At 68.7% G+C, this 24,164-nt stretch carries 22 protein-coding genes and 2 tRNA genes; 16 read left to right on the top strand and 8 right to left on the bottom strand.

All coding sequences use genetic code 11. From position 1 onward, the window contains the following. Positions 1-38 precede the first annotated feature (38 nt). The 6 genes from gyrA to ACIBBB_RS26470 all read left to right on the top strand — a co-directional run bounded on the left by gyrA (position 39) and on the right by ACIBBB_RS26470 (position 6,395). The gene (gyrA, locus tag ACIBBB_RS26495) at positions 39-2,666 is read left to right on the top strand and encodes a DNA gyrase subunit A (RefSeq protein WP_398986142.1); all 2,628 of its coding nucleotides are present in this window, start codon (positions 39-41) and stop codon (positions 2,664-2,666) included. Positions 2,667-2,754: 88 nt separating this feature from the next. Beyond that, positions 2,755-3,438, top strand: coding sequence for a DUF3566 domain-containing protein (locus tag ACIBBB_RS26490; protein WP_398986140.1), 684 nt, complete (start codon positions 2,755-2,757; stop codon positions 3,436-3,438). 116 nt (positions 3,439-3,554) lie between these two features. After that, a tRNA-Ile gene (locus ACIBBB_RS26485) sits at positions 3,555-3,628 on the top strand. A 322-nt stretch (positions 3,629-3,950) separates the two neighbouring features. Further along, positions 3,951-4,187, top strand: coding sequence for a hypothetical protein (locus ACIBBB_RS26480; RefSeq protein WP_398986138.1), 237 nt, complete (start codon positions 3,951-3,953; stop codon positions 4,185-4,187). A gap of 447 nt (positions 4,188-4,634) precedes the next feature. Continuing rightward, complete coding sequence (locus ACIBBB_RS26475) at positions 4,635-4,769, top strand: DLW-39 family protein (RefSeq protein WP_003958712.1); 135 nt, start codon at positions 4,635-4,637, stop codon at positions 4,767-4,769. 294 nt (positions 4,770-5,063) lie between these two features. Then, entirely contained in the window at positions 5,064-6,395 is a 1,332-nt protein-coding gene (locus ACIBBB_RS26470) for a hypothetical protein (RefSeq protein WP_398986136.1), read from the top strand. A 34-nt stretch (positions 6,396-6,429) separates the two neighbouring features. On the opposite strand, the gene ACIBBB_RS26465 is transcribed toward ACIBBB_RS26470, so the two are convergent. After that, positions 6,430-7,977 (bottom strand): serine/threonine-protein kinase, encoded by a 1,548-nt coding sequence (locus ACIBBB_RS26465; RefSeq protein ID WP_398986134.1) that lies wholly within the window; start codon positions 7,975-7,977, stop codon positions 6,430-6,432. 88 nt (positions 7,978-8,065) lie between these two features. Then, positions 8,066-8,614, bottom strand: a complete 549-nt coding sequence (locus tag ACIBBB_RS26460) for a DNA-binding protein (RefSeq protein WP_189106179.1) — start codon at positions 8,612-8,614, stop codon at positions 8,066-8,068. 179 nt (positions 8,615-8,793) lie between these two features. On the opposite strand from ACIBBB_RS26460, the gene ACIBBB_RS26455 reads away from it, so the two are divergent. Further along, positions 8,794-8,866, top strand: a tRNA-Ala gene (locus tag ACIBBB_RS26455). Positions 8,867-8,986: 120 nt separating this feature from the next. Here the strand turns inward: ACIBBB_RS26455 and ACIBBB_RS26450 are convergent. Beyond that, the gene (locus ACIBBB_RS26450; protein ID WP_398986132.1) at positions 8,987-9,610 is read right to left on the bottom strand and encodes a TetR/AcrR family transcriptional regulator; all 624 of its coding nucleotides are present in this window, start codon (positions 9,608-9,610) and stop codon (positions 8,987-8,989) included. A 94-nt stretch (positions 9,611-9,704) separates the two neighbouring features. Between ACIBBB_RS26450 and ACIBBB_RS26445 the strand changes: the two genes are divergently transcribed. Both ACIBBB_RS26445 and ACIBBB_RS26440 read left to right on the top strand, forming a co-directional pair. Beyond that, positions 9,705-10,613, top strand: coding sequence for an NAD(P)-dependent oxidoreductase (locus ACIBBB_RS26445; protein WP_398986130.1), 909 nt, complete (start codon positions 9,705-9,707; stop codon positions 10,611-10,613). Between the two features lie 165 nt (positions 10,614-10,778). Beyond that, positions 10,779-11,186, top strand: a complete 408-nt coding sequence (locus ACIBBB_RS26440; protein WP_398986128.1) for a DUF6344 domain-containing protein — start codon at positions 10,779-10,781, stop codon at positions 11,184-11,186. A 186-nt stretch (positions 11,187-11,372) separates the two neighbouring features. Here the strand turns inward: ACIBBB_RS26440 and ACIBBB_RS26435 are convergent, their stop codons facing one another. Further along, the gene (locus ACIBBB_RS26435) at positions 11,373-12,056 is read right to left on the bottom strand and encodes a DUF5324 family protein (RefSeq protein WP_398986457.1); all 684 of its coding nucleotides are present in this window, start codon (positions 12,054-12,056) and stop codon (positions 11,373-11,375) included. Positions 12,057-12,481: 425 nt separating this feature from the next. On the opposite strand from ACIBBB_RS26435, the gene ACIBBB_RS26430 reads away from it, so the two are divergent. Together ACIBBB_RS26430 and ACIBBB_RS26425 are read left to right on the top strand one after the other, a co-directional pair. Next, positions 12,482-13,009, top strand: coding sequence for a peptidylprolyl isomerase (locus tag ACIBBB_RS26430; protein ID WP_398986126.1), 528 nt, complete (start codon positions 12,482-12,484; stop codon positions 13,007-13,009). Positions 13,010-13,137: 128 nt separating this feature from the next. Beyond that, positions 13,138-14,031, top strand: coding sequence for a rhomboid family intramembrane serine protease (locus ACIBBB_RS26425; protein ID WP_398986124.1), 894 nt, complete (start codon positions 13,138-13,140; stop codon positions 14,029-14,031). Between the two features lie 307 nt (positions 14,032-14,338). On the opposite strand, the gene crgA is transcribed toward ACIBBB_RS26425, so the two are convergent. Next, complete coding sequence (gene crgA, locus ACIBBB_RS26420; RefSeq protein ID WP_398986122.1) at positions 14,339-14,596, bottom strand: cell division protein CrgA; 258 nt, start codon at positions 14,594-14,596, stop codon at positions 14,339-14,341. 141 nt (positions 14,597-14,737) lie between these two features. On the opposite strand from crgA, the gene ACIBBB_RS26415 reads away from it, so the two are divergent. From ACIBBB_RS26415 to ACIBBB_RS26395, 5 genes are all read left to right on the top strand, one after another. Next, positions 14,738-15,505, top strand: coding sequence for a DUF881 domain-containing protein (locus ACIBBB_RS26415; RefSeq protein ID WP_398986120.1), 768 nt, complete (start codon positions 14,738-14,740; stop codon positions 15,503-15,505). Positions 15,506-15,668: 163 nt separating this feature from the next. Beyond that, a complete protein-coding gene (locus tag ACIBBB_RS26410) occupies positions 15,669-15,842 on the top strand; it encodes a hypothetical protein (RefSeq protein ID WP_189106171.1) in 174 nt (57 codons plus the stop codon). Beyond that, the gene (locus ACIBBB_RS26405; RefSeq protein WP_398986118.1) at positions 15,839-16,480 is read left to right on the top strand and encodes an aminodeoxychorismate/anthranilate synthase component II; all 642 of its coding nucleotides are present in this window, start codon (positions 15,839-15,841) and stop codon (positions 16,478-16,480) included. Before ACIBBB_RS26410 ends, ACIBBB_RS26405 begins: the two co-directional genes overlap by 4 nt. Then, on the top strand, positions 16,477-17,868 hold the full coding sequence (locus tag ACIBBB_RS26400) for a class E sortase (protein WP_398986116.1): 1,392 nt from the start codon (positions 16,477-16,479) through the stop codon (positions 17,866-17,868). The genes ACIBBB_RS26405 and ACIBBB_RS26400 overlap by 4 nt, the downstream gene beginning before the upstream one ends. 232 nt (positions 17,869-18,100) lie before the next feature. Further along, on the top strand, positions 18,101-18,790 hold the full coding sequence (locus tag ACIBBB_RS26395) for a class E sortase (RefSeq protein ID WP_398986455.1): 690 nt from the start codon (positions 18,101-18,103) through the stop codon (positions 18,788-18,790). A 122-nt stretch (positions 18,791-18,912) separates the two neighbouring features. Here ACIBBB_RS26395 and pknB read toward each other — a convergent pair whose 3' ends face one another. The 3 genes from pknB to ACIBBB_RS26380 form a co-directional block, all read right to left on the bottom strand. Continuing rightward, positions 18,913-20,922 (bottom strand): Stk1 family PASTA domain-containing Ser/Thr kinase, encoded by a 2,010-nt coding sequence (pknB, locus tag ACIBBB_RS26390; protein ID WP_398986114.1) that lies wholly within the window; start codon positions 20,920-20,922, stop codon positions 18,913-18,915. Between the two features lie 355 nt (positions 20,923-21,277). Further along, positions 21,278-22,738 carry a peptidoglycan D,D-transpeptidase FtsI family protein gene (locus tag ACIBBB_RS26385; protein WP_398986112.1) on the bottom strand — a complete coding sequence of 487 codons (1,461 nt, stop codon included), beginning with the start codon at positions 22,736-22,738 and terminating at the stop codon, positions 21,278-21,280. Continuing rightward, positions 22,735-24,144 carry an FtsW/RodA/SpoVE family cell cycle protein gene (locus ACIBBB_RS26380; RefSeq protein WP_398986110.1) on the bottom strand — a complete coding sequence of 470 codons (1,410 nt, stop codon included), beginning with the start codon at positions 24,142-24,144 and terminating at the stop codon, positions 22,735-22,737. Before ACIBBB_RS26380 ends, ACIBBB_RS26385 begins: the two co-directional genes overlap by 4 nt. Between the last annotated feature and the right edge of the window lie 20 nt (positions 24,145-24,164).

The raw sequence follows: 24,164 nt of genomic DNA, 5'->3' as shown, positions 1-24,164 counted from the left end.
ACCGCCATCGAAAAGGCCGAAAGGAACTTTGACCAGCAATGGCCGACGAGAACACTCCTGTGATGCCCGAAGACGTCCCCGCCGTGGAAGGCGTGGGCATGCGTGTCGAGCCCGTGGGGCTCGAGACGGAGATGCAGCGCTCCTACCTCGACTACGCGATGTCCGTCATCGTGTCGCGTGCGCTGCCCGACGTACGGGACGGTCTGAAGCCCGTCCACCGCCGGGTGCTGTACGCGATGTACGACGGCGGATACCGGCCGGAGAAGGGCTTCTACAAGTGCGCCCGCGTCGTCGGTGACGTGATGGGCACGTACCACCCGCACGGCGACTCCTCGATCTACGACGCGCTGGTCCGCCTCGCGCAGCCGTGGTCGATGCGGATGCCGCTGGTGGACTCCAACGGCAACTTCGGCTCTCCCGGCAACGACCCGGCCGCCGCCATGCGGTACACCGAGTGCAAGCTGATGCCGCTGTCGATGGAGATGCTCCGGGACATCGACGAGGAGACCGTCGACTTCACGGACAACTACGACGGCCGCAACCAGGAGCCGACGGTCCTGCCGGCGCGCTTCCCGAACCTGCTGATCAACGGATCGGCCGGCATCGCCGTCGGTATGGCCACCAACATCCCGCCGCACAACCTGCGGGAAGTCGCCGCGGGCGCGCAGTGGGCGCTGGAGCACCCGGACGCCTCGCACGAGGAGCTGCTGGACGCGCTGATCGAGCGCATCAAGGGCCCGGACTTCCCGTCCGGCGCGCTGGTCGTGGGCCATCGGGGCATCGAGGAGGCGTACCGCACGGGCCGTGGCTCGATCACGATGCGCGCGGTCGTCGCGGTCGAGGAGATCCAGAACCGGCAGTGCCTGGTCGTCACGGAGCTGCCGTACCAGACCAACCCCGACAATCTCGCGCAGAAGATCGCCGACCTGGTGAAGGACGGCAAGGTCGGCGGCATCGCCGATGTGCGTGACGAGACGTCCTCGCGTACGGGGCAGCGGCTGGTGGTCGTGCTCAAGCGCGACGCGGTCGCCAAGGTCGTGCTGAACAACCTGTACAAGCACACCGACCTGCAGACGAACTTCGGCGCGAACATGCTGGCGCTGGTGGACGGTGTGCCGCGCACGCTGTCGATCGACGCGTTCATCCGGCACTGGGTGACGCACCAGATCGAGGTCATCGTCCGGCGTACGCGCTTCCGCCTGCGCAAGGCCGAGGAGCGCGCGCACATCCTGCGTGGTCTGCTCAAGGCGCTGGACGCGATCGACGAGGTCATCGCGCTGATCCGGCGCAGCGACACCGTCGAGACGGCGCGCGGCGGCCTGATGCGCCTGCTGTCGATCGACGAGATCCAGGCGAACGCGATCCTGGAGATGCAGCTGCGCCGGCTGGCGGCGCTGGAGCGGCAGAAGATCGTCGCCGAGCACGACGAGCTCCAGACGAAGATCAACCAGTACAACGCGATCCTCGCCTCGCCGGAGCGGCAGCGGCAGATCGTCAGCGAGGAACTGGCGGTGATCGTCGACAAGTTCGGTGACGACCGGCGTTCCAAGCTGGTGCCCTTCGACGGTGACATGTCCATCGAGGACCTGATCGCCGAGGAGGACATCGTCGTCACGATCTCGCGTGGCGGCTATGTGAAGCGTACGAAGACCGACGACTACCGCTCGCAGAAGCGCGGCGGCAAGGGCGTGCGCGGTACGAAGCTCAAGTCGGACGACATCGTCGACCACTTCTTCGTGTCGACGACGCACCACTGGCTGCTCTTCTTCACGAACAAGGGGCGGGTGTACCGGGCGAAGGCGTACGAGCTTCCCGACGCCGGCCGTGACGCGCGCGGCCAGCATGTGGCGAACCTCCTGGCGTTCCAGCCGGACGAGAAGATCGCGCGGATCCTCGCCGTACGGGACTACGAGGCGGCGCCGTATCTGGTTCTGGCCACGAAGGCCGGTCTGGTCAAGAAGACGTCTCTGAAGGATTACGACTCGCCCCGCTCCGGTGGTGTGATCGCGATCAACCTCCGTGAGACGGACTCGGGCGCGGACGACGAGCTGATCGGCGCCGAGCTGGTGTCGGCGGACGACGATCTGCTGCTCATCAGCCGGAAGGCGCAGTCGATCCGTTTCACCGCGACGGACGAGTCGCTGCGGCCGATGGGGCGGGCGACATCGGGTGTGAAGGGGATGAGTTTCCGCGAAGGGGACGAACTGCTGTCGATGAATGTCGTCAGGCCCGGTACGTTCGTGTTCACTGCTACAGACGGCGGCTACGCGAAGCGAACCAACGTCGACGAGTATCGCGTCCAAGGACGTGGCGGCCTCGGCATCAAGGCCGCGAAGATCGTGGAGGACCGCGGGTCGCTGGTCGGTGCGCTGGTGGTGGAGGAGACGGACGAGATCCTCGCCATCACCCTGGGCGGCGGTGTGATTCGTACGCGAGTCAACGAAGTCAGGGAGACGGGCCGTGACACCATGGGTGTTCAACTGATCAACCTGGGCAAGCGCGATGCCGTGGTAGGTATCGCTCGTAACGCCGAGGCCGGTCGTGAGGCTGAAGAGGTCGAAGGGGTCGTCGGCGAGGATGGCGACGAAGGTCCGGTGACCGAAGGAGCCGCGCTTGCCGAGGACGCTGAGGGCACCCAGCCCTCGGTCGCGGAGCACGAGGAGTAGACAGCGTGAGTGGAGCCACGGGCGCCGGCTCGGCCGCTTCCGGAGCGAACGGTGCCCGTGGCTCTGCCACGGACTCCCAGGGGGTACGGTGACCGACACCCGGGGGCAGCAGCCCCCCTATGAGACGTACGGATCCGAGCAGCCGCAGCAGCAGGCGGCGCAGCCGTACCACCCGCCGCAGGCGTATCCGACGCCGTCGGGCGGGGGGACGCAGGGCGGACAGCAGCGACCGGCCGCACAGCCGGCACAGGCTCAGGCGCAGCCGCACGTTCAGCTGGGCCAAGGACAGGGGCAGGGCGTGAGTCCGGGGCAGCCGGCACAGACATATCCGGCCGACGGCGGCCGGCAGTCCACGACGACGGGCGTACGCCTGCCGCGTACGGGCGCACGTACGACACCGCGCACGCGCAAGGCGCGGCTGCGGGTGGCGAAGGCCGACCCGTGGTCGGTGATGAAGGTCAGCTTCCTGCTCTCCATCGCCCTTGGCGTGTGCACGGTCATCGCGGCGGCGGTGCTGTGGATGGTCATGGACGCGATGGGCGTCTTCTCGACGGTGGGCGGGACGATCAGCGAGGCGACGGGCTCGAACGAGAGCAACGGCTTCGACCTGCAGTCGTTCCTCTCGCTGCCGCGCGTGCTCATCTTCACGTCGGTGATCGCGGTGATCGACGTGGTGCTGGCGACGGCTCTGGCGACGCTCGGCTCCTTCATCTACAACCTGTCGGCGGGTTTCGTCGGCGGCGTCGAACTGACGCTGGCGGAGGACGAGTAAGAGCCCCTCTCGGCAGGCTGGACAGGGAGGGGACGGGGGACGGCCGGGGGGAGAACGGGGCCCCGGTATCGATTTTGGGACTGGCCCTGGAGTGCGCTAATCTTCAGGGGCAGCGCGGGGCTATAGCTCAGTTGGTTAGAGCGCATCCCTGATAAGGATGAGGCCACAGGTTCAAATCCTGTTAGCCCCACAGCAGTTGGACCGCAGGTCAGAGGCCCGGTAGCTCTCAGGAGCTACCGGGCTTTCTTCATGCCGGTTTGGTATCCCGTTATTACCCCGTGACGTGCCGATATCCCATGGCGTACGAATCCCATGACGTTCGGAGTGAGGGCCCAATGCGTTGGTTGGGCCTGGGGTTGGGCCTTGGGGCCCATGCCGAGTCCGCTGCCGCCGCCGTATGTTTCTCATGTCGCCAGCGAGACCGGCCGGGAGGAGGCCGAGAACGCGGGGGGACATCACAGACTCGCACGAGTCGGCCGGAGTCGGCCGGCCGACACACAAGGGGAAGTCTCATGTCGAACGTCACGCTGAAGGCCGCCACCAACGCCAAGCTCTACGTCGGCACCTGGGCGAACACCGCCGTCGCCGCGATGAAGCGTCGGAGCGACAAGGGTCAGGGCGCGGTCGAGTACGTCGGCGTCATCGTTCTCGTCGCGCTGATCATCGCCGCGATCGTCGGCTCCGGTGTGGCCGACGAGATCGCGACCGGTCTGTCGGACAAGGTCGCCGAGATCCTCAGCGGCGAGTAGTCGCGGCATCCCTTTGGACGGCGAGACAGGGCAGGCGCCGCACCGTCCCCGGCCAGGGTGGTGACGGCCCCGCCCGTCTCGTGGCCGCCGCCGCCCGGGTCTGCGGCACCGGGCGGGTCCCGTCGGTGGGGCAGGCGGGTGTTTGCTGGTGTAGACGGATGAAGATGCAGGTCAGAGCCGTACGATGCCAACCTGGGGACCATTCGAACTTGGTGGCGTGTCCTGACGAGGACGTGGCCGCGGGTTCACATCCTGTTGGACCCACAAGCGCCGATCCGCCCGGACAGAGAGTCTTCTGTCCGGGCGGATCGCTTTCCGTTGCGTGGGTGTTGACTGGAGGTGGTGGCCCCTGAGTTGGGGCTGCATGTAGGTCACCGATCGGTATCGGTCGGTGTGTATAGTCGGGCGCCAGAAGGCCCCCAAGACAAGGAAAGACGAGGTCGCGCGGTGAAGAAGCTTCTCCTGGTCGCACTGGCCGCCATCGGCGGGCTCCTCGTGTACCGCCAGATCCAGGCGGATCGCGCCGAGCAGGATCTGTGGACGGAGGCGACCGACTCCGTGCCCGCAGGTTCGGGTGTGTGAGACCCAGTAGTCGGTACGCGGGCCCCGGTCGCTGAGGCGACCGGGGCTTCGCGTTGTCGTGGGGGCGTGTTCGCTACCGGGTGTTCGGTACGGCTGGTTCGGCTTGGTTCGCCTTGGCGAATGATTTGGTTGCTTTTGTGAAGTTCTGGTGCGGTGGGGGTGTACGGATCGGCCGCCCGCGCAGACAGGCGCGGGATCGGCGGGGGAGGATGGACGGGCACCCTGACCCCCGGGCGGCGGGTGCGGGCTGTTGGTGGCGGGCGGCGGAGCCGCCGGGACGACAAGGGGAAGCTCGTGAAGAGGCTGCGCAACAGGGGCCGGGTCGCGCTGGTCGCGGTGGCGGCGACGTGCGCGGTGGTGGCGCAGCCGGGGCTGCCGGGAGGGCCGGGGCTGCCTGGCCTGCCTGGACTGGTCGGTACGGCGCGGGCGGCGGAGGGCCCGAGTCCGTACGCCTTCGATCCGGGGGCCGAGCGCGTCCAGGGCGCGGCGAGCACCAGTGCCGCGCGGCAGCTCGAAGCGGGCTCGACGTACCGCGGTTCGATCGAACCGGGCAAGAAGCTCTTCTACCGGCTGGACCTGGACGACGCGAAGAACGCGTACGTGTCCGCCACCGCTGTGCCGGAGTTGGGGTCGAGCGTGGACTACGGCGACAAGCTCACGGTCACGATGCAGGACAGCGACGGCCGTGACTGTGACTCCGAACAGGCCCGTGTCCTGTCGGCGAGCGACTACCCGCACCCGCTGACCGCGTACGCGACCCGGACTCTCGACGGCAAGGAGTACGGGTCCTGCCGGAAGGCCGGACCGTACTACGTGATCGTGGAGCGGGAGTCGAAACCCACGTCCACGCAGGACGCGTGGGACCTGGAGCTGCGCTTCCTGTCCGAGCCGGGGGTGGTGACCGCCGGCCCCACCGAGGCGCCCGAGGACTGGCCGAGCGCCTCCCCCGAGCCGCCGTCGGGCGCTGCGAAGGCGCGCGAGGGCGGCGCCGGATTCTCCGACGCCGCGAGCCTGGGCCAGGGTGAGTGGACAGCCGAGATCGATCCCGGTGAGTCGCTTTTCTATCGCGTGCCGGTCAATTGGGGGCAGCAACTGTTCACCAGTGCGGAGCTGGGCAGTTCGGAGGGGGACGGCTTCGTCACCGGCGCGTTGTCCCTCGCTGTGTACAACCCGGCGAGGGGGCTCGTCGACGGCACCGAATCGCTGTCGTACAGGGGCGAGCAGAAGTCGCTGTCGACGGAGCCGGCGCCGCCGGTGGACTACGCGAACCGCTTCAGTGCCGCCGGCGAGGAGAAGGCGATGCGCTTCGCCGGCTGGTATTACGTGCGGGTGAGCCTCAACCCGGAGGTCGGCGAGAAGTTCGGGCAGGGGCCGCACGACCTGACGTTGCGCGTGACGGTCGACGGTACGGCGACGGACGGGCCGGGGTACGACGGTCCGGCGGGCGAGTTCAGTGTGCCGGACGAGGGCCTTGAGGGGCCCGACGGCGGGAAGACCGCGTCAGCCGCCGAGGACACCGGGACGATGAAGCTGGTCGCGGCGGGCGGGATCGGTACCGGGACGGTGCTGGTGCTGGGGCTCGGCGGGTGGATGCTGCTCGCGAGGCGGCGGGGGACGGGGCGGTAGCGGGGCGGGGCGTTCGGGTCTGGCGGCCGGGCCGTCAGGTCTGCGAGAGGGCCCAGAACCCCACGGCGAAACAGACAAGTGCGAGCAGCAGAACCGGGACCGTCACCTTGGGTGGCGGTCCCGGTCGCTTCTGCGGGACCGGGGCGGGCGCGGGGGCGTGGGCCGGGGTGTGCGCGCCGGATGTCGGGGCGTACGGGGCCGGCGGGTACTGGGCGGGAACCCCGGGCTGCTGAGCGGTGTATCTACGAGTGTGCTGCACGTCGTCGTGCGGCACCGCGGTGGTGGGCGCCTGCGACAGGTCGGGCGCCGCGGGGGGAGAGGCGAGCGGATGCGTGGGCGTGGAGTACGGAGCGGGGGGCGGGGACGGCTGCAACGGGTGGGGTCCGGAGGGGGGTTGGTGGGGTTGGTATTGCTGAGAATGGTGCTGCGGTGCCTGTTGCTGCTCGGGCTGGGGCGGCGGGGGGAGATGGAAGCTGCCGGTCTCCGACATGGAGGTCCCGGTGGCGGGCTCCTGCTGTCCGGAGGGGGCGTCGGGCGTCCAGGGGGCGCTCCGGCCGCCCTGGGGCGGCTGCCCGGTGGTCGTCCCGCCCGTCATTCCCACGGCGACCCCGCCGGTCACTCCCCCGGTGAGGCCACCCGTGGGCTGGTCTCCGTACGAGGGCGCCCGAGGGGCCGCGGCGGGCCGGTTCGGGTCGGAGGCCGTGACAGGGCCTTCGGGGCCGAACGGGTGCGGCAGCGGGCCGAGTTGGTCGAAGACCTCGACGGGCTCGTCGTCGTCCGTCGGCTCCGGCAGCATCTCGACGGCCGCCGTGAGGGCCTTGCGTGCTCCCGTGGCTGTACGGAATCGCGCGTTCGGGTCCGGCTGGAGCAGCCCGGCGAGGACCTGCCACAGCGGCTCGGGAATCCCCTGCGGCGCTCCCGGGGTGCCGTGCGCGGTGAAATACTCCACCAGGGCTTTGGAGTCGGGCTTCTGCCCCTCCAGGAGATAGAGCGCGACCAGGCCGACGGCGAAGAGGTCGGCGGGGAAGTCCGGCTCCGCGCCCATCATCTGCTCCGGCGCGAAGTAACCGGGCGTGCCCACGACGTAGTTGGTCTCCGTCAGGCGCGGCTCGCCCTTGCGCATGGAGATGCCGAAGTCGGACAGCCTCAGATGCGGCCGGCCGGTCCCGGTGGCCTCCAGCAGTATGTTGGCGGGCTTGATGTCTCGGTGTACGACGCCTTCGGCGTGCACCGCCGCGAGACCGGCGAGCAGCTGGTCGAGCAGGACGCAGACGAAACGCGGGGGCAGCGGCCCGTAGTCGCCGATGACATGGGCCAGCGATCCGCCGCTCACCAGGTCCATGGTGAACAGGACCTTGTCGTCGTCGGCGGCCCAGCTGGCAGGTGCGAGTACGTGCGGGTGATCGATCCGCACGGCCTGCTCGCGTACGAAACGCAGCAGTGTGTGCGCGTCGCTCTGCTGCAGCACCTTGGCCGCGACATACCGGCGGCGCCGGTGGTCCCAGGCACGCCAGACGGCGCCCACACCGCCACGTCCGATCGGGTCGACCAACTCGTACCGACCAGCGAAGACCTCACCCATTGCGCCGCGCTCGCTCCCAGTCGTCCTGTCCGGCGGACCGTCGCCCTCGGACGCGGTCTCACTCGTGCCTGCCGTGCCCAGCTCCGGCCTAGTTCTGGTGCGCCTCGTAGTGCGCGACCGCCTCGGCGGTGCGCCCGGCTCCGTATACCCGGAGGAACTCTGCCAGCTCGGGGTGGCTCGGTGCGAGGGAATCCGCCGCGTCGATGATGTCACCGGCGGCGGCGACCGACCGCAGCAGTGACTGGATCTCGCGGACGACCCGCCGCACGGTCGGTGCGCCCGTGCTGTTCGTCGTCTGGCTGGTCGCGGTGAGGACGGAGCCGCCCTGCGACTTCTTGACCTCTTCCATCCGGGCGGTGGCCTCGGCGGCGCTGACGCTGCCGTCGGCGACCTGCCCCGCCAGATCCTGGAGCGCCTGAACGCGCTGGACCACGGCGGGATTTCCGATCTTGGCGCGCTGCCCGCTCATCAGCTGGGAGAGCATCGGGGCCGACAGGCCGAGCACCGCGGCGAGCCTGGCCTGATTGAGCCCCAGGTCATCGATCAGCCGACGGAAGAGGGCTCCCAGCGGCTCTCCGTACCAGCTGCGCTGGAGTTCCCTGGCTCTTGCTGTCGATTCCTGCTGTGCGGCGTCCATTCGCGTCTCCCCATCGCTTCCCCAGGCGGCAGCTTCGCTGCTGCGAACCTCTGGGGCATCCTACGGAGCGGGGTCCCGGACCGGGAGTCCCAATCCTTTTGCGGGATCACGGGGGACACCCGGTACTCTGTTCCAGGCGGTCACCGGGATGTCCCACGGAACCGCCGTACATCCCTTCCGGGGCCTTAGCTCAGTTGGTAGAGCGCTGTCTTTGCATGGCAGATGTCAGGGGTTCGACTCCCCTAGGCTCCACATCCCGACAGGCCCTCCGACGTGCGGAAACGCGAGTCGGAGGGCCTCTGTGCGTTCTGTGCCCGACCGCCGCCCGACCGCCCCGCGAGTACGCCGCCGCCCGAATGGCCTGATGTGGCCTCAGGAATCGGTCGTCGGTCCGTAGAGGTTGATCAGTTGCGCGAGGTGACGGCCGGCGATCAGGAGCGGGCGCTCGCTCCTGGAGACCTGGGCGGCCAGTTCGGCGCCTTCGAGGGTGCTGATCACCGTGTGGGCCAGATCGCGGGCGTCGGAGTCCGCGATGTCGGCGCGACGGAGTCTGGCATATACCAGGTCGCGCCAGTTCGCGAACGCGGCAGCCGCGGCCTCCTGGATGTCGGGGGCGCGGCCCGCCGTGCCGAGGGCGGTGGAGGTGACCGGGCAGCCCTCGATCCAGTCGGACTCGCGCAGTCCTTCCGCGAGGCGGTACGCGCAGTCGATCACCGCCTGGGCCGGGTCGGCCGCGCCGTCGAGGGTGAGGCGTAGCTCGTCGGCGAACTCGCGCTCGCCGTGCCCGATCGCGGCGACAGCCAGCTGCTGCTTGCCGCCGGGGAAGAAGTGGTAGACCGACCCGAGTGTGGCTCCGGCCTCGGTGGAGATCTGTTTGATCCCCGTGCCGTCGTAGCCCTGGCGCTGCATCAGCAGCGAGGCCGCCCGGACGATTCTCTCGCGCGTGCCGACCGGGCGTTCCGCATCCTTCGTGGGGTCCTGCTCCGCCGTCTTCACAGCGGTAAGTCTACTGAATAGAACGCTCGCTCCAGGGGCGTGCTACGTTCCCACTGGATAGAGCGTTCGTTCTAGCGAGAGAGTGGGATACGTGATGACTACGCATGCGAGCACGAGTGCGGGCGCGGGTGCGCCCGCGGTGACGGTGATCGGCCTCGGCCCCATGGGGCGGGCGATGGCGGGCGCGTATCTCGACAAGGGGTACGAGGTGACGCTCTGGAACCGCAGCGCGGGCAAGGCCGACGAGCTGGTGGCCAGGGGCGCGACCCTTGCCGTGTCGGTCGAGGAGGCCCTCGCCGCCGGCGGGCCGGTCGTGCTCAGCCTGACCGACTACGACGCGATGTACGCGATCCTCGAACCGGCCGCGGCGAGCCTGCCGGAACGGGTGGTCGTCAATCTGACCTCGGACACCCCGGAGCGGGCGCGGGCCGCCGCGCTCTGGTTCGCGGGCCATGGAGCCCGGCAGCTGACCGGCGGGGTGAACACGCCGCCCTCCGGTATCGGCACGCGGGAGGTCTTCACGTACTACAGCGGCCCCCGGGACCTGTTCGAGGGGTTGCTGCCGACGCTGGAAGTGCTGACCGGCACCGACTACCGGGGCGAGGACCAGGGGCTGGCGGCGCTGTACTACCAGATCGGGATGGACCTGTTCTGGACCTCGATGCTCAGCTGGGTGCACGCCCTGGCGCTCGCCGACGCCAACGGCATCCCGGCCGCGGAGATCCTGCCGTACGCGTCGGAGAGCACGCGCGGGATGTCGCGGTTCTTCGAGTTCTACACGCCCCGGATCGACGCCGGCGAGTTCCCCGGCGACGTCGACAGACTCGCCATGGGGGTGGCCAGCATCGAGCACGTCGTGCACACCACCGAGGCGGCGGGGGTCGACACCGCACTGCCTGCGGCGGTCCTGGAGCTGTTCAGGCGGGGCGTCGCGGAGGGCCACGCGGACGACAGCTTCACCAGCCTGTTCACGGTGATGAGAGGGAGCCGGAAGGCCGCCTGACCCGGCATGAGAAACGATTAACGGCGCCCGTTGCACCGTACGGGTGGTGTTCATCAGAAGAACTGCGCAGCGGCGGCGTTGGTCCCTCGATTCCCAAGATGCGTACACATCATGAGGAAGGTATGTAGATCGCTCAACCCGAGCGCAACCTGAAAGCGAGGGGCCATGGCCGCCTTCAAGGTCAAGAATCTGTGGACAGCCTTCCTGACCGCGTTCTTCGCGGTGCTCACCACCCTGGGGCTGACCGCCCCCGCCGCGGCCGCGGACGCCGCCGTACAGCAGCCCGCCGAGCAGCCCGCGAACGGCGGTCAGCCGCCGGTCGCCGCGGAGGAGCGGGGCGGAGGCTCGGAGCGGCGTGGGGACGAGACGGCACCGGCGGCGCAACGGGCACTGCCGGAGAGCGCGCGGCCGGCGGACACGTCACGGCCGCCGACCATCGAGCAGCGTATCCGCGCGGAAGCGCACGGTTCGTCACCTTCGGTCCGGCGACTGCCCGTCGACACCCATACGGACGCCGAAGTCGCGCGTGACAGCGAGTCGGCCGCCGCCGCGGCCCTTTCGGCCGCGGCGTGAGGAACCGGGATTCCCTCAGGACTCCCGGCATCCGCACCGCGCACAACGCCCGCGTGACCCGATTCACCCGCGTCACCAGCGCCATCCGTGTCACCCGTGACGCATGCGAGACCGGTGCCACACGTGGTGCTCACACCACGCGCGACACCCGAACCACCGCCCTACGGATCACCGGCCACCCGTCACTCACTTGCGGTCGTCGTGATTCTTCGCCCCTTTGTCCTTGGCCTGCTTCGCCTGTACCTCCGGGTCGAGCGCACCCTGGCTGCCGTCGACGGACGACAGCGACGAGTCGTGCGCGGAGACCTCGGTAGGAGCGGGCGGCTCCACCAACCAGTCGGGATTCGCCTGCTTGTCCCACCACTTCCACGCGGCGAAAGCGCCACCGGTCAGCACACCGAGGACCACCAGGCCCTTGGCGAGCCGTCCGCACTTGGCCCGTCGCTCATGCTTCCTCACAAGCTTCTGGACCTCCTTCACCGTGATCTGACCGCGCAGCGCGGCGAGAGCGGCAGCGGAACGTGCCGCTGCCTCCCCGGCGACCGGCTGTGCGACAGAGACCGCGTGTTCGACGCGCGGCACCGTGTAGCCGGCTGCCTGACGCGCCGCCTTGCGCGTTCGCGCGGCGGCACGCTGCGCGGCCATGTCGAGGTTCGGCGGTACACGCGGCGCGACATGCGCGCCGTACTGAACACGAGCCTGCTTCGCGGCCTTCGACACCTTCGGTGCGAGCCGGACGCGGGCCTCTTCGGCGTACAACGCGGCCTGTTCCTTGGCCGTATCGGCGTAGGGTGCCACCGCTTCCGCGGCGTGCAGCACGCTCTCCCTCGCCGAATCGGTAGCGGCGCGCACGCTGTCCATGCGGGTCACAGGATCCTCCTCCTCGGTGGCGGTCAGGGGCTTGGGGGTTTCCCCCGTTATTTGGACAAAGATCCGCCTGTCCACCCAGATCGAAATCATGCCTGCCGCCCGCCGGACCGGCATGCGGTGCTGGCATCCGGGTCAAGAAAGACGACTTCGGGCGATGCCTGGGCATTGCGGTGCAAGGGGGGCTTGTCGATGAGAATGCCATGGTTCGCCGTGCCGCGCCCCGTTGAGGCCACGAATACCCCTCCTTTCTCGCACCGTCGCCCGACGGCCGTCCGGCCGTCGCCTGCCCGCACGTGTTCCCCGCCGAAGGCCGCTGATTCCCCGTCACCGGACGCCGCGAGCGGTTGAGGGGTACGGGGCGGGCAGCGCGCCCGCCGTCCGTGCGAGGATCGACAGAGTCAGAGAAGACTCACGGAAGGCAGATCGTGCCCGAGCAGCTTTACGCCACCCTGAAGACCAACCACGGCGATATCGAGATCCGGCTCCTGCCGAACCACGCGCCGAAGACGGTCAAGAACTTTGTGGAGCTCGCCAAGGGCGAGCGTGAATGGACCAACCCGGCGACCGGTAAGAAGTCCAGTGACCAGCTGTACGACGGCACCGTCTTCCACCGGGTCATCAGCGGTTTCATGATCCAGGGCGGGGACCCGCTGGGCAACGGCACCGGCGGGCCGGGCTACGAGTTCGAGGACGAGTTCCACCCGGACCTCTCCTTCGACAAGCCCTACCTCCTGGCCATGGCGAACGCGGGGCCGGGCACCAACGGCTCGCAGTTCTTCGTCACCCTGGCCCCCACCGCGTGGCTGACGCGCAAGCACACCATCTTCGGTGAGGTCACCGACGAGGCGAGCAAGAAGGTCGTGGACTCCATCGGAGCCACCAAGACCAACCCGCGCACCGACCGCCCGGTGGAAGAGGTCAAGATCGAGTCGGTCGTCGTCGAGTCCCGCTGAGACACCTCCCAGGTCTCGGATCCCCGTTCGGGGAACCTCCCGCCCTGCCCGTCCGTAGTGGTTACATACCGGACGGGGAGGGCGGTGTGCTGTGCGCCCTTCCGCCGCAACGAGTACCGAGGGGACAGATGGACCAGCAGCCCGGGGGCCCGGACCGGCCCGCCGCCGACGCGTCACCCCACTGTTACCGGCACCCGGACCGTGAGACGGGCATCCGCTGTACCCGCTGTGAGCGCCCCATCTGCACGGACTGCATGATCAGCGCCTCTGTCGGATTCCAGTGTCCGAACTGCGTACGGGAGGGGGGCGGATCGGGCATGTCCCCGACCGCCGCCCGCCCGCGCACGATCACGGGCGGCACCATCTCCGCCGACCCCCGGCTGATCACGAAGATCCTGCTGGGGCTGAACCTCGCGGTCTTCGTCGCCGTCCTCGCCGCCGAACAGCGCGTGGTCGGTGAGCTGGATCTCATCGGACACGCCTTCAACCCGGAGATCGGCGAGGTCGTCGGTGTCGCGGACGGGCAGTGGTACCGGCTGCTCACGGCGATGTTCCTGCACCAGGCCGTGTGGCACATCGCGTTCAACATGCTGGGGCTGTGGTGGCTCGGCGGTCCGCTGGAGGCGGCGCTCGGACGCGTGCGCTTCATCGCGCTGTATCTGATCTCCGGTCTGGCCGGCAGCGCGCTGACCTATCTGATCGCCGCGCCGAACCAGCCCTCGCTCGGTGCCTCGGGCGCCATCTTCGGTCTTCTGGGCGCCACGGCCGTACTGATGCGCCGGATGAACTACGACATGCGGCCGGTCCTCGCGCTGCTGGCGCTGAACCTGCTCTTCACGTTCACCTGGTCCGGGATCGCCTGGGAGGCGCATCTCGGCGGTCTGGTCGCGGGCACGGCGATCGCGATCGGCCTGGTGCACGCGCCGCGTGAGCACCGGTCGCTGGTCCAGTGGGGCACCTGCGCGGTGGTGCTGCTCGCGACCGTGGCGGTCATCGTGATCCGAACCACCCAGCTCACCTGATCCCCGGTGAGCCCGGGATTCCGCCGCTCCGACGGCCGTCGGAGCCCCTGAAGCACACAGTTGTCCACAGCGTGTGTCGGATCTTGTGCATTCTGTGGGGGAACATCAGTGCCCCTTGTCGCTGATCTGGGTTTTCCCAGCAGGGACAAGGGGCGAGACGCTTCATCACAACGGCCGAAGCGGCTGATCCAGTCACACCGGCGTCAACCTGCCGTGGAGTTATCCACAGATCGTCAGACCTTTTCCCCCGGCTGTGGACAGCACTGTGGATAACTCTCTGGGCAGAGCTTGACGCCGGTCGTGGCCGCTACTTCCACTGCGTGGAGACACCGAAGCCGGCGGCGATGAAACCGAAGCCGACCACGATGTTCCAGTTGCCGAAGGCGTCGATCGGCAGCGATCCCTCGGTCACATAGAAGACGACGATCCAGGCCAGCCCGATGAGGAACAGGGCGAGCATGACCGGCGCCACCCAGCTCCGGTTGGACAGGTTTATCGTGGTCGACTGCCTCGCCGCGGGGGGCGGAGTGAAATCGGCCTTCTTGCGGATACGTGACTTCGGCACGAGGGACTCTCCTGTCGATGCGCTGCGTGACCGCGCAGGTAACTGAAACGGTGTGCCGGGGTGAGGAGCAGGGGGAACACTGGCTCCCCCGGGCGTCCGTTAGCGTAGTGCTTCCGTGGCGCCTAAGGAGATAAGGGTACGTTGAGCAATTCTGCCGACTTCCCCGAAGGGCCGGTCCGCCGAAGGATCTGGCGGCCGGTCCGGCTGCTCACGGCCGGGGTCTTCGCTCTCGCCGGTCTCATCTTCGTCACGAGCTTCAACACGGCGAAGGGCACCAACCTCCGTACGGACGACTCCCTGCTCAAGCTCTCGGACCTGATCCAGGAGCGGAGCGACAAGAACGCCGAGCTGGAGGAGTCCACCGGCGCCGTACGGGAGGACGTCGACAGGCTCGCCAACCGCGACGACGGCTCCACGAAGGCGCAGGACGCCCAGCTCCGTGAACTGGAGGACGCGGCGGGGACCAAGAAGGTCTCGGGCCAGGCCCTCACCGTCACCCTGGACGACGCCCCGCCGGACGCCACGGCCAATCCGGGCTACCCCGAACCCCAGCCCAACGACCTCGTCATCCACCAGCAGGATCTCCAGGCCGTCGTCAACGCCCTCTGGCAGGGCGGCGCGCGCGGCATCCGTGTCATGGACCAGCGGCTGATCTCCACCAGCGCGGTGCGCTGCGTCGGCAACACCCTGATCCTCCAGGGCCGCGTCTACTCACCGCCGTACAAGATCACTGCCGTGGGGGACCAGGACAGGCTGCGGAAGGCGCTGGACGATTCGCCGGCGATCCAGAATTACCAGCTGTACGTACAGGCGTACGGCCTCGGCTGGAAGGTCGACGAGCACGGCGGGACGACTCTCCCGGGCTACACGGGCACGGTGGATCTCCACTACGCGCAGCCGGTGAAGTAGCCGGGCCTAGCCGTTCGGCCCGGCCGGCCCTCTTAAGAAGAAAGAGGCCCACGGCACACCTGGCCCATGCGCCGCCCACGTGACCCCCCGGCCCCTTAGTCTGGTTCGCGCACGCCGGTACGGCGGCGCGGGCGGGGAACGGGTACGGAACGGAAGGGACAGCATGTACGGCTGGATCTGGCGGCATCTGCCGGGCAACGTGTGGGTGCGGGCGGTCGTCGCGCTCGTGCTGGCCCTGGCTGTCGTCTTCGTGCTGTTCCAGTACGTCTTCCCGTGGGCGGAGCCGATCCTCCCGTTCGGGGACGCCACGGTGACCGGAGCGGGAGGCAGGCCATGAGCGGCGCCCGCGTTCTCGTCGTGGACAACTACGACAGCTTCGTCTTCAACATCGTCCAGTACCTGTACCAGCTCGGCGCGGAGTGCGAAGTGCTGCGCAACGACGAGGTGTCGACGGCGCACGCCCAGGACGGCTTCGACGGTGTGATGCTCTCCCCCGGTCCCGGCGCGCCCGAACAGGCCGGTGTCTGCGTCGACATGGTGCGCCACTGCGCGGCCACCGGCGTTCCCGTCTTCGGGGTGTGTCTGGGCATGCAGTCGATGGCGGTGGCGTACGGCGGCGTGGTGGGCCGCGCCCCGGAGCTGCTGCACGGAAAGACCTCGCTGGTCACGCACGAGGGCAAGGGTGTGTTCGCCGGGCTGCCCTCGCCCTTCACGGCCACCCGCTACCACTCGCTCGCCGCCGAGCCCGCCGAACTGCCGGACGAGCTGGAGGTCACCGCGCGTACGGCCGACGGCATCATCATGGGTGTGCGCCACCGTGAACTGCCCGTCGAGGGCGTGCAGTTCCACCCCGAGTCCGTACTGACCGAGCACGGTCATCTGATGCTGGCCAACTGGCTCGCGCAGTGCGGTGATCCGGGTGCCGTGGGCCGGTCGGCGGGCCTGGCGCCGGTGGTGGGCAAGGCGGTCGCGTGACCGCACTCCGCCCCGAGCACGACGCGGGATACGGCGCCTCGTACGAGCGGCGGGAACCGTACGAGGAAGCCGGCGCGTTCGAGGCGGCGGTGGACGGACTCGCGGACCCGTTGAACGATCCCCTTCCCGGGCAGACCCCCGCGCCGTCTCCCGCCGCGACTCCCCTGCCCCCGACGCCGCCTTCGCCGTCCGGTTCCTGGGCCGCGGGGGACGGGATACCGGGGCCGCCGTCGGCGGAGCGGGAGTGGTCGGGGTACGGGCCGTACCCGTACGCGACACAGGCGCCCGCCGGGTACGGGCAGGACTGGGCGTCGCAGGTCGCCCCGGAGCAGGTCGCCGTACCGCTTCCTCCACAGGTGCCGGTGCCCGCTCCCGTACCGGAGCCGGGACCGGTGCCCGCGCCCCGGCCGGATCCCGGACCGTCGTACGTTCCCGTCCAGAACGACCGGACCACCGCCCTCCGTACGGAGGGCGGCGACGGCGCCGGGGAGGCCACGGCACTGCTGCCCACCGTCTCCGAATCCGGCCAGGACCGGCCGGTGCGGCCCGAACCGGTCACCGGGGGCCGCGCCGAGCGGCGTAAGGCGGCCAAGGGCGGCCGTGGGCGGGGTCGTAGGCGCCCGGAGGGTGCCGGGAGCCCCGAGGGCTCTCCGGGGGCCTCAGCGCCCGGCAGGCCGCTCTCCCGCGTCGAGGCGCGGCGTGCCGCGCGTGCTCTCAAGGACAGTCCGGGAGTGATTCTCAGCCGCGCGGTCGGCGAGATCTTCATCAGCCTCGGTGTCCTGATGCTGCTGTTCGTGACGTACCAGCTGTGGTGGACGAACATCCAGGCCGATCTGTACGCGGGCAAGCAGGCGGACAAGATCCAGGACGGCTGGGCGAAGGGCCGTCAGCCCGGGGTCTTCGAGCCCGGCCAGGGGTTCGCGATCATGCACATCCCCAAGCTGGACGTGGTCGTTCCGATCGCCGAGGGCATCGACAAGGCGAAGGTCCTGGACCGCGGCATGGTCGGCCACTACGCGGAGGGCAGGCTCAAGACGGCGATGCCCTCCGACAAACAGGGGAACTTCGCGGTCGCGGGACACCGCAACACCCATGGTGAGCCGTTCCGTTACATCAACCGTCTGAAGCCGGGCGACAAGATCATCGTGGAGACGCAGGACGCGTACTTCACCTACGACATGGCGAGCATCCTCCCGCAGACCGCGCCGTCGAACGTGGGCGTCATCGGTCCCGTGCCGCCCGGCTCCGGGTTCTCGGAGCCGGGGCGATACATCACGTTGACGACCTGTACGCCGGAATTCACCAGTACGTATCGAATGATCGTGTGGGGCAAGATGGTTGAGGAACGGCCACGCGGTAAGGGAAAGCCCGACGCTCTCGTCGGCTGAACTCGGCTGGACGAATCACGACGGAGACAGGGACCAGGGGACGGGTGCTGTGGCAGCGGCAAGAGAGCACGACGACGGGGACGCGAGCACACCCGAAGAAGCCGGAAAAAACGATACATCCGCGACAACTGGGGTGGTCGACTCCGAACGTGAGCGGCCCGAGTCGGAGCCGGAGCCCAAGTCGGAGCCCGCAGCCGACCCCGAGCCGTCGGCGCCCGAGCCCGCTCCGGCCGTGCCCCGGCTTAGCCCGCGGAGCCGTACCGCCTCCGTCGTCAGCGTCTTCGGCGAACTGCTCATCACCGCGGGCCTGGTGCTCGGTCTCTTCGTCGTCTACTCGCTGTGGTGGACGAACGTGCTGGCCGACCGCGAGGCCACGAAGCAGGGCAACGAGGTACGCGACGACTGGGCCGACGGCCGCGGCGGCCCCGGCGCCCTCGACATCAAGAACGGGATCGGCTTCCTGCACGTACCCGCGATGAAGAACGGCGAGGTCCTCGTGAAGAAGGGCACGGACCTGAAGTCCCTCAACAACGGCGTCGCCGGCTACTACACCGACCCGGTCAAGTCCGCGCTGCCCTCGGCCAAGCAGGGAAACTTCTCGCTCGCCGCGCACCGCGACGGGCACGGCGCGAAGTTCCACAACATCCACAAGCTCAAGACCGGTGACACGATCGTCTTCGAGACGAAGGACACCTGGTACGTCTACAAGGTCTTCAAGGACCTCCCGCAGACCTCCAAGTACAACGTGGACGTGCTCAAGCCTGTCCCCAAGGAGTCGGGCAAGAAGAAGCCCGGCCGCTATCTCACGCTCACGACGTGCACGCCCATCTACACGTCGGACTACCGCTACGTCGTCTGGGCCGAGCTGGAGCGCACGGAGAAGGTCGACGAGAACCGCACGAAGCCCGACGAACTGCGCTGAGCCCCCCGGGGCCGCCGTGCTGAGCGACGGCGCACCGCGCACCGCGCACCCGGAACACGAAGAAGCCCCGGCATCCTCTTGAGGACGCCGGGGCTTCTTCACCTCCTTGGGAGGGGACGACCTCAGCCGTCGCCCCCGAAACCATCGGGGCCGCCGATGAAGCCCCCGTTGTCACCGCCCCCGTTGTTGTTGCCGCCCGTGGGAGCCACGAACAGCGTCACGGTGCTGGCCTTGTCGACCGGCTGGTTGGCACCCGGGTTGGTCGCGATGACCCGTGCGTTGGGGTCGTTCGGCGAGTTCGGCGCCAGGGCGACGACCAGACCCAGGGCTTCCAGCTGGGCCTTCGCCTCGGCGACCGTCTTGCCCGCGATGTCGCCGGGGATCTGGACCTTCTCCGGCTGCTGCGGCCCCTTCGAGACCTGGAGCGTGACCTGACTGCCCTTGGGCGCCTTGGAGTTGCCCTCCGGGGTCTGGCCGACGACGGTGTTCGCGGGCTTCTCGGAGTCCACGTCGGTACGCGCGACCGTGAAGCCGAGCGTTTCGAGCTGGCTCTTCGCCGCGTCGAACGTCTGATCGGTGACCGACGGCACCGTCTCCCGCGCCTGCTTGGCGACCGAGAGCGTGACTGTCGCGCCCTTCTCCGCCTCCGAGCCGCCGGACGGCTTCTGACTGACGACCGTGCCGGGGTCCTGGTCGCTCTCGACCTGCTTGGTCTCGACCTTGAAGTCGGCTTCCTGAAGGGTCTTCGTGGCGTCCTCGACGGGCTCGTCGGCGACGTCGGGCACCTGGACCTTCGGTGCGCCCTCGGAGACGACGACCTGGATGGTGTCGCCCTGCTCCATCTTCTGGCCGGACGCCGGCTGCTGGGAGCAGATGGCGCCCTTGGGCTGGTCGCAGCGATCGGTCCCGGACTGGGCGACTTCGACCGACGCGTTGCTCGCCAGCCCCTGCGCCTCCTGCAGCGTCTCCCCCACGAGCTGCGGCACGGTGACCTGCTCCGAGCCGCCGTTGTCGCCGCCGAAGACCGCCTTGCCGATCAGGATGGCGCCCGCGAGCACCAGGACGCCGGCGAGGATCAGCAGGATCGTCGAGGTGTTGGACTTCTTCTGCCGGCGCCGGTCCGGACGGTCGTCGTAGTTGCCGTAGCCGCCGTCGTCGGGGTTGACCGGCGGCATCATCGACGTCTGGCCGCCGCCGGGAGGGGCGGTGCGCAGGGCCGTGGTGGGCTGGTCGTCGGAGCCGCCATAGCCCGCGTAACCGACCGAGCCCATCGCCGCCGTCGCCGCGACGGGCTGCCCGTCGAGGCAGGCCTCGATGTCGGCGCGCATCTCGTCGGCCGACTGGTACCGGTAGTCCGGGTCCTTGACGAGCGCCTTCAGCACGATCGCGTCCATCTCGGGCGTGATCTCGGGGTCGAAGTTGCTCGGCGGCTGCGGCTCCTCCCGTACGTGCTGGTACGCGACGGCGACCGGTGAGTCCCCGATGAAGGGCGGGCGCACGGTCAGCAGCTCGTAGAGCAGACAGCCGGTGGAGTACAGGTCGGAGCGGGCGTCGACCTGCTCGCCCTTGGCCTGCTCGGGGGAGAGGTACTGCGCGGTACCGATGACCGCGGAGGTCTGGGTCATCGTCATGCCGGAGTCGCCCATGGCGCGGGCGATGCCGAAGTCCATGACCTTGACCTGGCCGGTGCGCGTCAGCATGACGTTGGCCGGCTTGATGTCGCGGTGGACGATCTGGGCCCGGTGCGAGTACTCCAGCGCCTGGAGGATCCCTACGGTCATCTCCAGCGTGCGCTCGGGCAGCAGTCTGCGTCCGGAGTGCAGCAGCTCGCGCAGGGTGGACCCGTCGACGTACTCCATCACGATGTACGGGATGGACACCCCGTCGACGTAGTCCTCACCCGTGTCGTAGACAGCGACGATCGCGGGGTGGTTGAGGGAGGCGGCCGACTGGGCCTCTCGGCGGAACCGGGCTTGGAAGGACGGGTCGCGGGCGAGGTCGGCCCGCAGCGTCTTCACAGCGACGGTGCGGCCGAGCCGGGTGTCGTGCGCGAGGTACACCTCGGCCATGCCACCGCGGCCGAGCACCGAGCCCAGCTCGTACCGGCCGCCGAGGCGACGCGGCTCTTCCATACTGTTCCAGCCCTCTCCGTCTGTCCCGACCGCACCGGTGTGCGGTCCGGCGGTGTGCTGTTCGCGCATACGCTACCGGGCACGCCGCATCCGGTCCGACCGTCCCTGGTAGCTGATACAGGACTGGTACTTGAATGAACACATATCGGTCGTTAACGCATGTGGTCTTGGTGGTGAGGTAAATCACCGGTGGGACATTGGCCTCCGAATTCCGATTCGGTCGGCATTCGGTCCTCCCGTCCCGCCGAGTTCGGTGTAGAGGGAAACTTCTCCCGCTTCTTTCCAGGGCCCCGCCCGTTCCGACAATGGCCCGGACAGCTTCGACAACTGTCCGGGCCATTACGGAATGTCCTGACTACTTCTTGCTGTCGATCACGGCCTTCATGACGTCCTTGGCGATGGGGGCCGCGAGACCGCCGCCGGAGATGTCGTCGCGGACCGCGTCGCTGTCCTCGACCACGACGGCGACGGCGACCGGAGCCCCGTTGTCGCCCTTGGCGTAGGAGATGAACCAGGCGTACGGGTTCTTGCTGTTGTTCTCGCCGTGCTGCGCGGTGCCGGTCTTGCCGCCGACCGTGACGTCGGGGATCTTGGCGTTCGTGCCGGTGCCCTCGTTGACGACCGTCTCCATCATCTCCTGGAGCATCTGCGCGTGCTCCTGGCTGACGGGCTGGCCCATCTCCTCGGGCTCGGTCTTCTTGATCACGTCCAGGTTCGGGGCTTCGAGCTGGTCGATCATGTACGGCTTCATCAGCTTGCCGTCGTTGGCGATGGCGGAGACGACCATGGCCATCTGGAGCGGGGTGGTACGGGTGTCGAACTGCCCGATGGAGGAGAGCGCGGTCTGCGAATCGTTCAATTCCTCGGGGAAGATCGAGGCGTTGGCGCGGACCGGGACGAACTGCTCCTCGTTGAAGCCGAATTTCTTCGCGGTCTCCAGCATCTTGTCCTTGCCGACGTCGAAGCCGAGCTTGCCGAAGACGCTGTTGCAGGAGACCCGCAGCGCTTCCTTGAGCGTCGCGTCCTTGCAGGGAATGTTGCCCTCGTTCTCCAGGGGCGTCGTCGTCCCCGGCATTGTCCACGGGAGCGGGGAGTCGGTCTTCGCCTCGATGTCGTCGACGACACCGTTCTCCAGGGCCGCCGCGGCCGTGACGACCTTGAAGGTGGAGCCGGGCGGATACGTCTCGCGCAGCGCGCGGTTCAGCATCGGCTTGTCGGCGTCCTTGCCGAGCGCGTTCCAGGACTTCTCGTCCTTTTCGCCGTAGCCGGCGAAGGACGAGGGGTCGTACGAGGGGGTGGAGGCCAGCGCGAGGATCTTGCCGGTCCCCGGCTCCAGGGCGACGACCGCGCCCTTCTTCTCGCCGAGACCTTCGAACGCGGCCTTCTGGGCGGCGCCGTTGAGGGTCGTGACGACGTTGCCGCCCTTCGCCTCGTCGCCGGTGAACATCGCCATCGTGCGGTCGAAGAAGAGCTGGTCGTCGTTGCCGGTGAGGATGCCGTCCTCAAGATTCTCGATCTGCGTGGCACCGAACGCCTGCGAGGCGTATCCGGTGACCGGCGCCCACATCGGCCCGTCGAGATAGGTCCGCTTGTACTTGAAGTCGGTGTCGTCCGTCTTGGCCGAGCCGGTGATGGGCTTGCCGTCGACGACGATGTTGCCGCGTTCCTTCGCGTACCGCTCGATGAGCACGCGGCGGTTCTTCTCGTGGGTGTTGAGCTCGTCCGCCTCGACGTACTGGAGCCAGTTGGTGCGCACCAGCAGCGCCAGCACGAGCAGTCCGCAGAAGATCGCGATGCGGCGCAGGGGCTTGTTCACGGTCGGACCACCTGGGTCATCTCGGCGTCGGGTGAGGGTGCGGGCGCCGGCGCGGGACGGCGCGCGGTGTCGCTGATCCGGATGAGGATGCCGATCAGCGCCCAGTTGGCGATCACCGACGAACCACCGGCCGCGACGAACGGCATCGTCATACCGGTCAGCGGGATGAGGCCCATGACGCCGCCTGCGACGACGAAGACCTGGATGGCGAACGCTCCGGAGAGGCCGATCGCCAGGAGCTTGCCGAAGGGGTCGCGGGCGGCGAGGGCGGTGCGTACGCCGCGCTCCACGATCAGGCCGTAGATCAGCAGGAACGCCATCATGCCCGCCAGGCCGAACTCCTCGCCGACGGTGGAGAGGATGAAGTCGGAGTTGGCCGCGAAGCCGATCAGGTCGGAGTTGCCCTGGCCGAGTCCGGTGCCGAGCGTGCCGCCGGCGCCGAAGGACATCAGCGCCTGGCCGATCTGGTCGCTCTGCTCCCAGGTGGACTCGGCGAAGGGGTTGAGCCAGAACTCGACGCGCTGCTGGACGTGCGGCTCGAACGTGGCGACACCGACCGCGCCCGCGGCCGACATCACCAGGCCGAAGACGATCCAGCTGGTGCGCTCCGTGGCGACGTACAGCATGATCACGAAGAGACCGAAGAAGAGCAGCGAGGTGCCGAGGTCGGTCTCGAAGACCAGGATCAGGATCGACATGGCCCAGACCGCGAGGATCGGGCCGAGGTCACGGCCGCGCGGCAGATAGAGGCCCATCACACGGCGGCTGGCGAGCGCCAGGGCGTCGCGTTTCACCATCAGGTAGCCCGAGAAGAAGATCGCGATGATGATCTTCGCGAACTCGCCGGGCTGGACGTTGAAGGGGCCGATGCTGACCCAGATCTTCGCGCCGTTCACCGCCGGGAAGAAGACCGGCAGGATCAGCAGGACCAGCGCGACCGCCATCGAGATGTAGGTGTAGCGCTGAAGGATGCGGTGGTCCTTGAGCAGCAGCAGCACGGCGACGAAGAGCGCGATGCCGATCGCGGAGTACAGCAGCTGCTTGGGGGCGTCCGGGGTGAAGGCCCCGAAGGCACGCTCGGCGCGGGCGATCAGCCGCGGCGACTGGTCCAGCCTCCAGATGAGGACGAGCCCGAGGCCGTTGAGCAGCGTGGCGAGCGGCAGCAGCAGCGGGTCGGCGTACGGGGCGAACTTACGCACCACGAGATGGCCGACGCCGGCCAGCAGCCCGATGCCCAGGCCGTACCCGATCATGCCGCTGGGCACTTCGTCGTTGACCGCCAGGCCCACGTTCAGATAGGCGAAGACGGGGATGACGACGGCGAAGGCGAGCATCGCGAGCTCGGTGTTGCGGCGGCTCGGTGCTTCGATCGCGCCGATGGTGGTCGTGTTGGTGACAACGCTCATGGTGGTGAAGGCCCCTTACG

Source organism: Streptomyces sp. NPDC051217 (assembly GCF_044455465.1).
Classification (GTDB): domain Bacteria; phylum Actinomycetota; class Actinomycetes; order Streptomycetales; family Streptomycetaceae; genus Streptomyces.
This window is presented reverse-complemented; position numbering and strand designations above follow the sequence as displayed.

What these genes read in the sequence shown, in the direction of transcription:
- ACIBBB_RS26480 (WP_398986138.1), top strand. Translation starts at nt 3,951, where the DNA reads ATGTCGAACGTCACGCTGAAGGCCGCCACCAACGCCAAGCTCTACGTC.
- ACIBBB_RS26405 (WP_398986118.1), top strand. Translation starts at nt 15,839, where the DNA reads ATGAGCGGCGCCCGCGTTCTCGTCGTGGACAACTACGACAGCTTCGTC.
- ACIBBB_RS26460 (WP_189106179.1), bottom strand. Translation starts at nt 8,614, where the DNA reads ATGGACGCCGCACAGCAGGAATCGACAGCAAGAGCCAGGGAACTCCAG.
- ACIBBB_RS26440 (WP_398986128.1), top strand. Translation starts at nt 10,779, where the DNA reads ATGGCCGCCTTCAAGGTCAAGAATCTGTGGACAGCCTTCCTGACCGCG.
- ACIBBB_RS26380 (WP_398986110.1), bottom strand. Translation starts at nt 24,144, where the DNA reads ATGAGCGTTGTCACCAACACGACCACCATCGGCGCGATCGAAGCACCG.
- ACIBBB_RS26465 (WP_398986134.1), bottom strand. Translation starts at nt 7,977, where the DNA reads ATGGGTGAGGTCTTCGCTGGTCGGTACGAGTTGGTCGACCCGATCGGA.
- ACIBBB_RS26425 (WP_398986124.1), top strand. Translation starts at nt 13,138, where the DNA reads ATGGACCAGCAGCCCGGGGGCCCGGACCGGCCCGCCGCCGACGCGTCA.
- gyrA (WP_398986142.1), top strand. Translation starts at nt 39, where the DNA reads ATGGCCGACGAGAACACTCCTGTGATGCCCGAAGACGTCCCCGCCGTG.
- pknB (WP_398986114.1), bottom strand. Translation starts at nt 20,922, where the DNA reads ATGGAAGAGCCGCGTCGCCTCGGCGGCCGGTACGAGCTGGGCTCGGTG.
- ACIBBB_RS26445 (WP_398986130.1), top strand. Translation starts at nt 9,705, where the DNA reads ATGACTACGCATGCGAGCACGAGTGCGGGCGCGGGTGCGCCCGCGGTG.
- ACIBBB_RS26410 (WP_189106171.1), top strand. Translation starts at nt 15,669, where the DNA reads ATGTACGGCTGGATCTGGCGGCATCTGCCGGGCAACGTGTGGGTGCGG.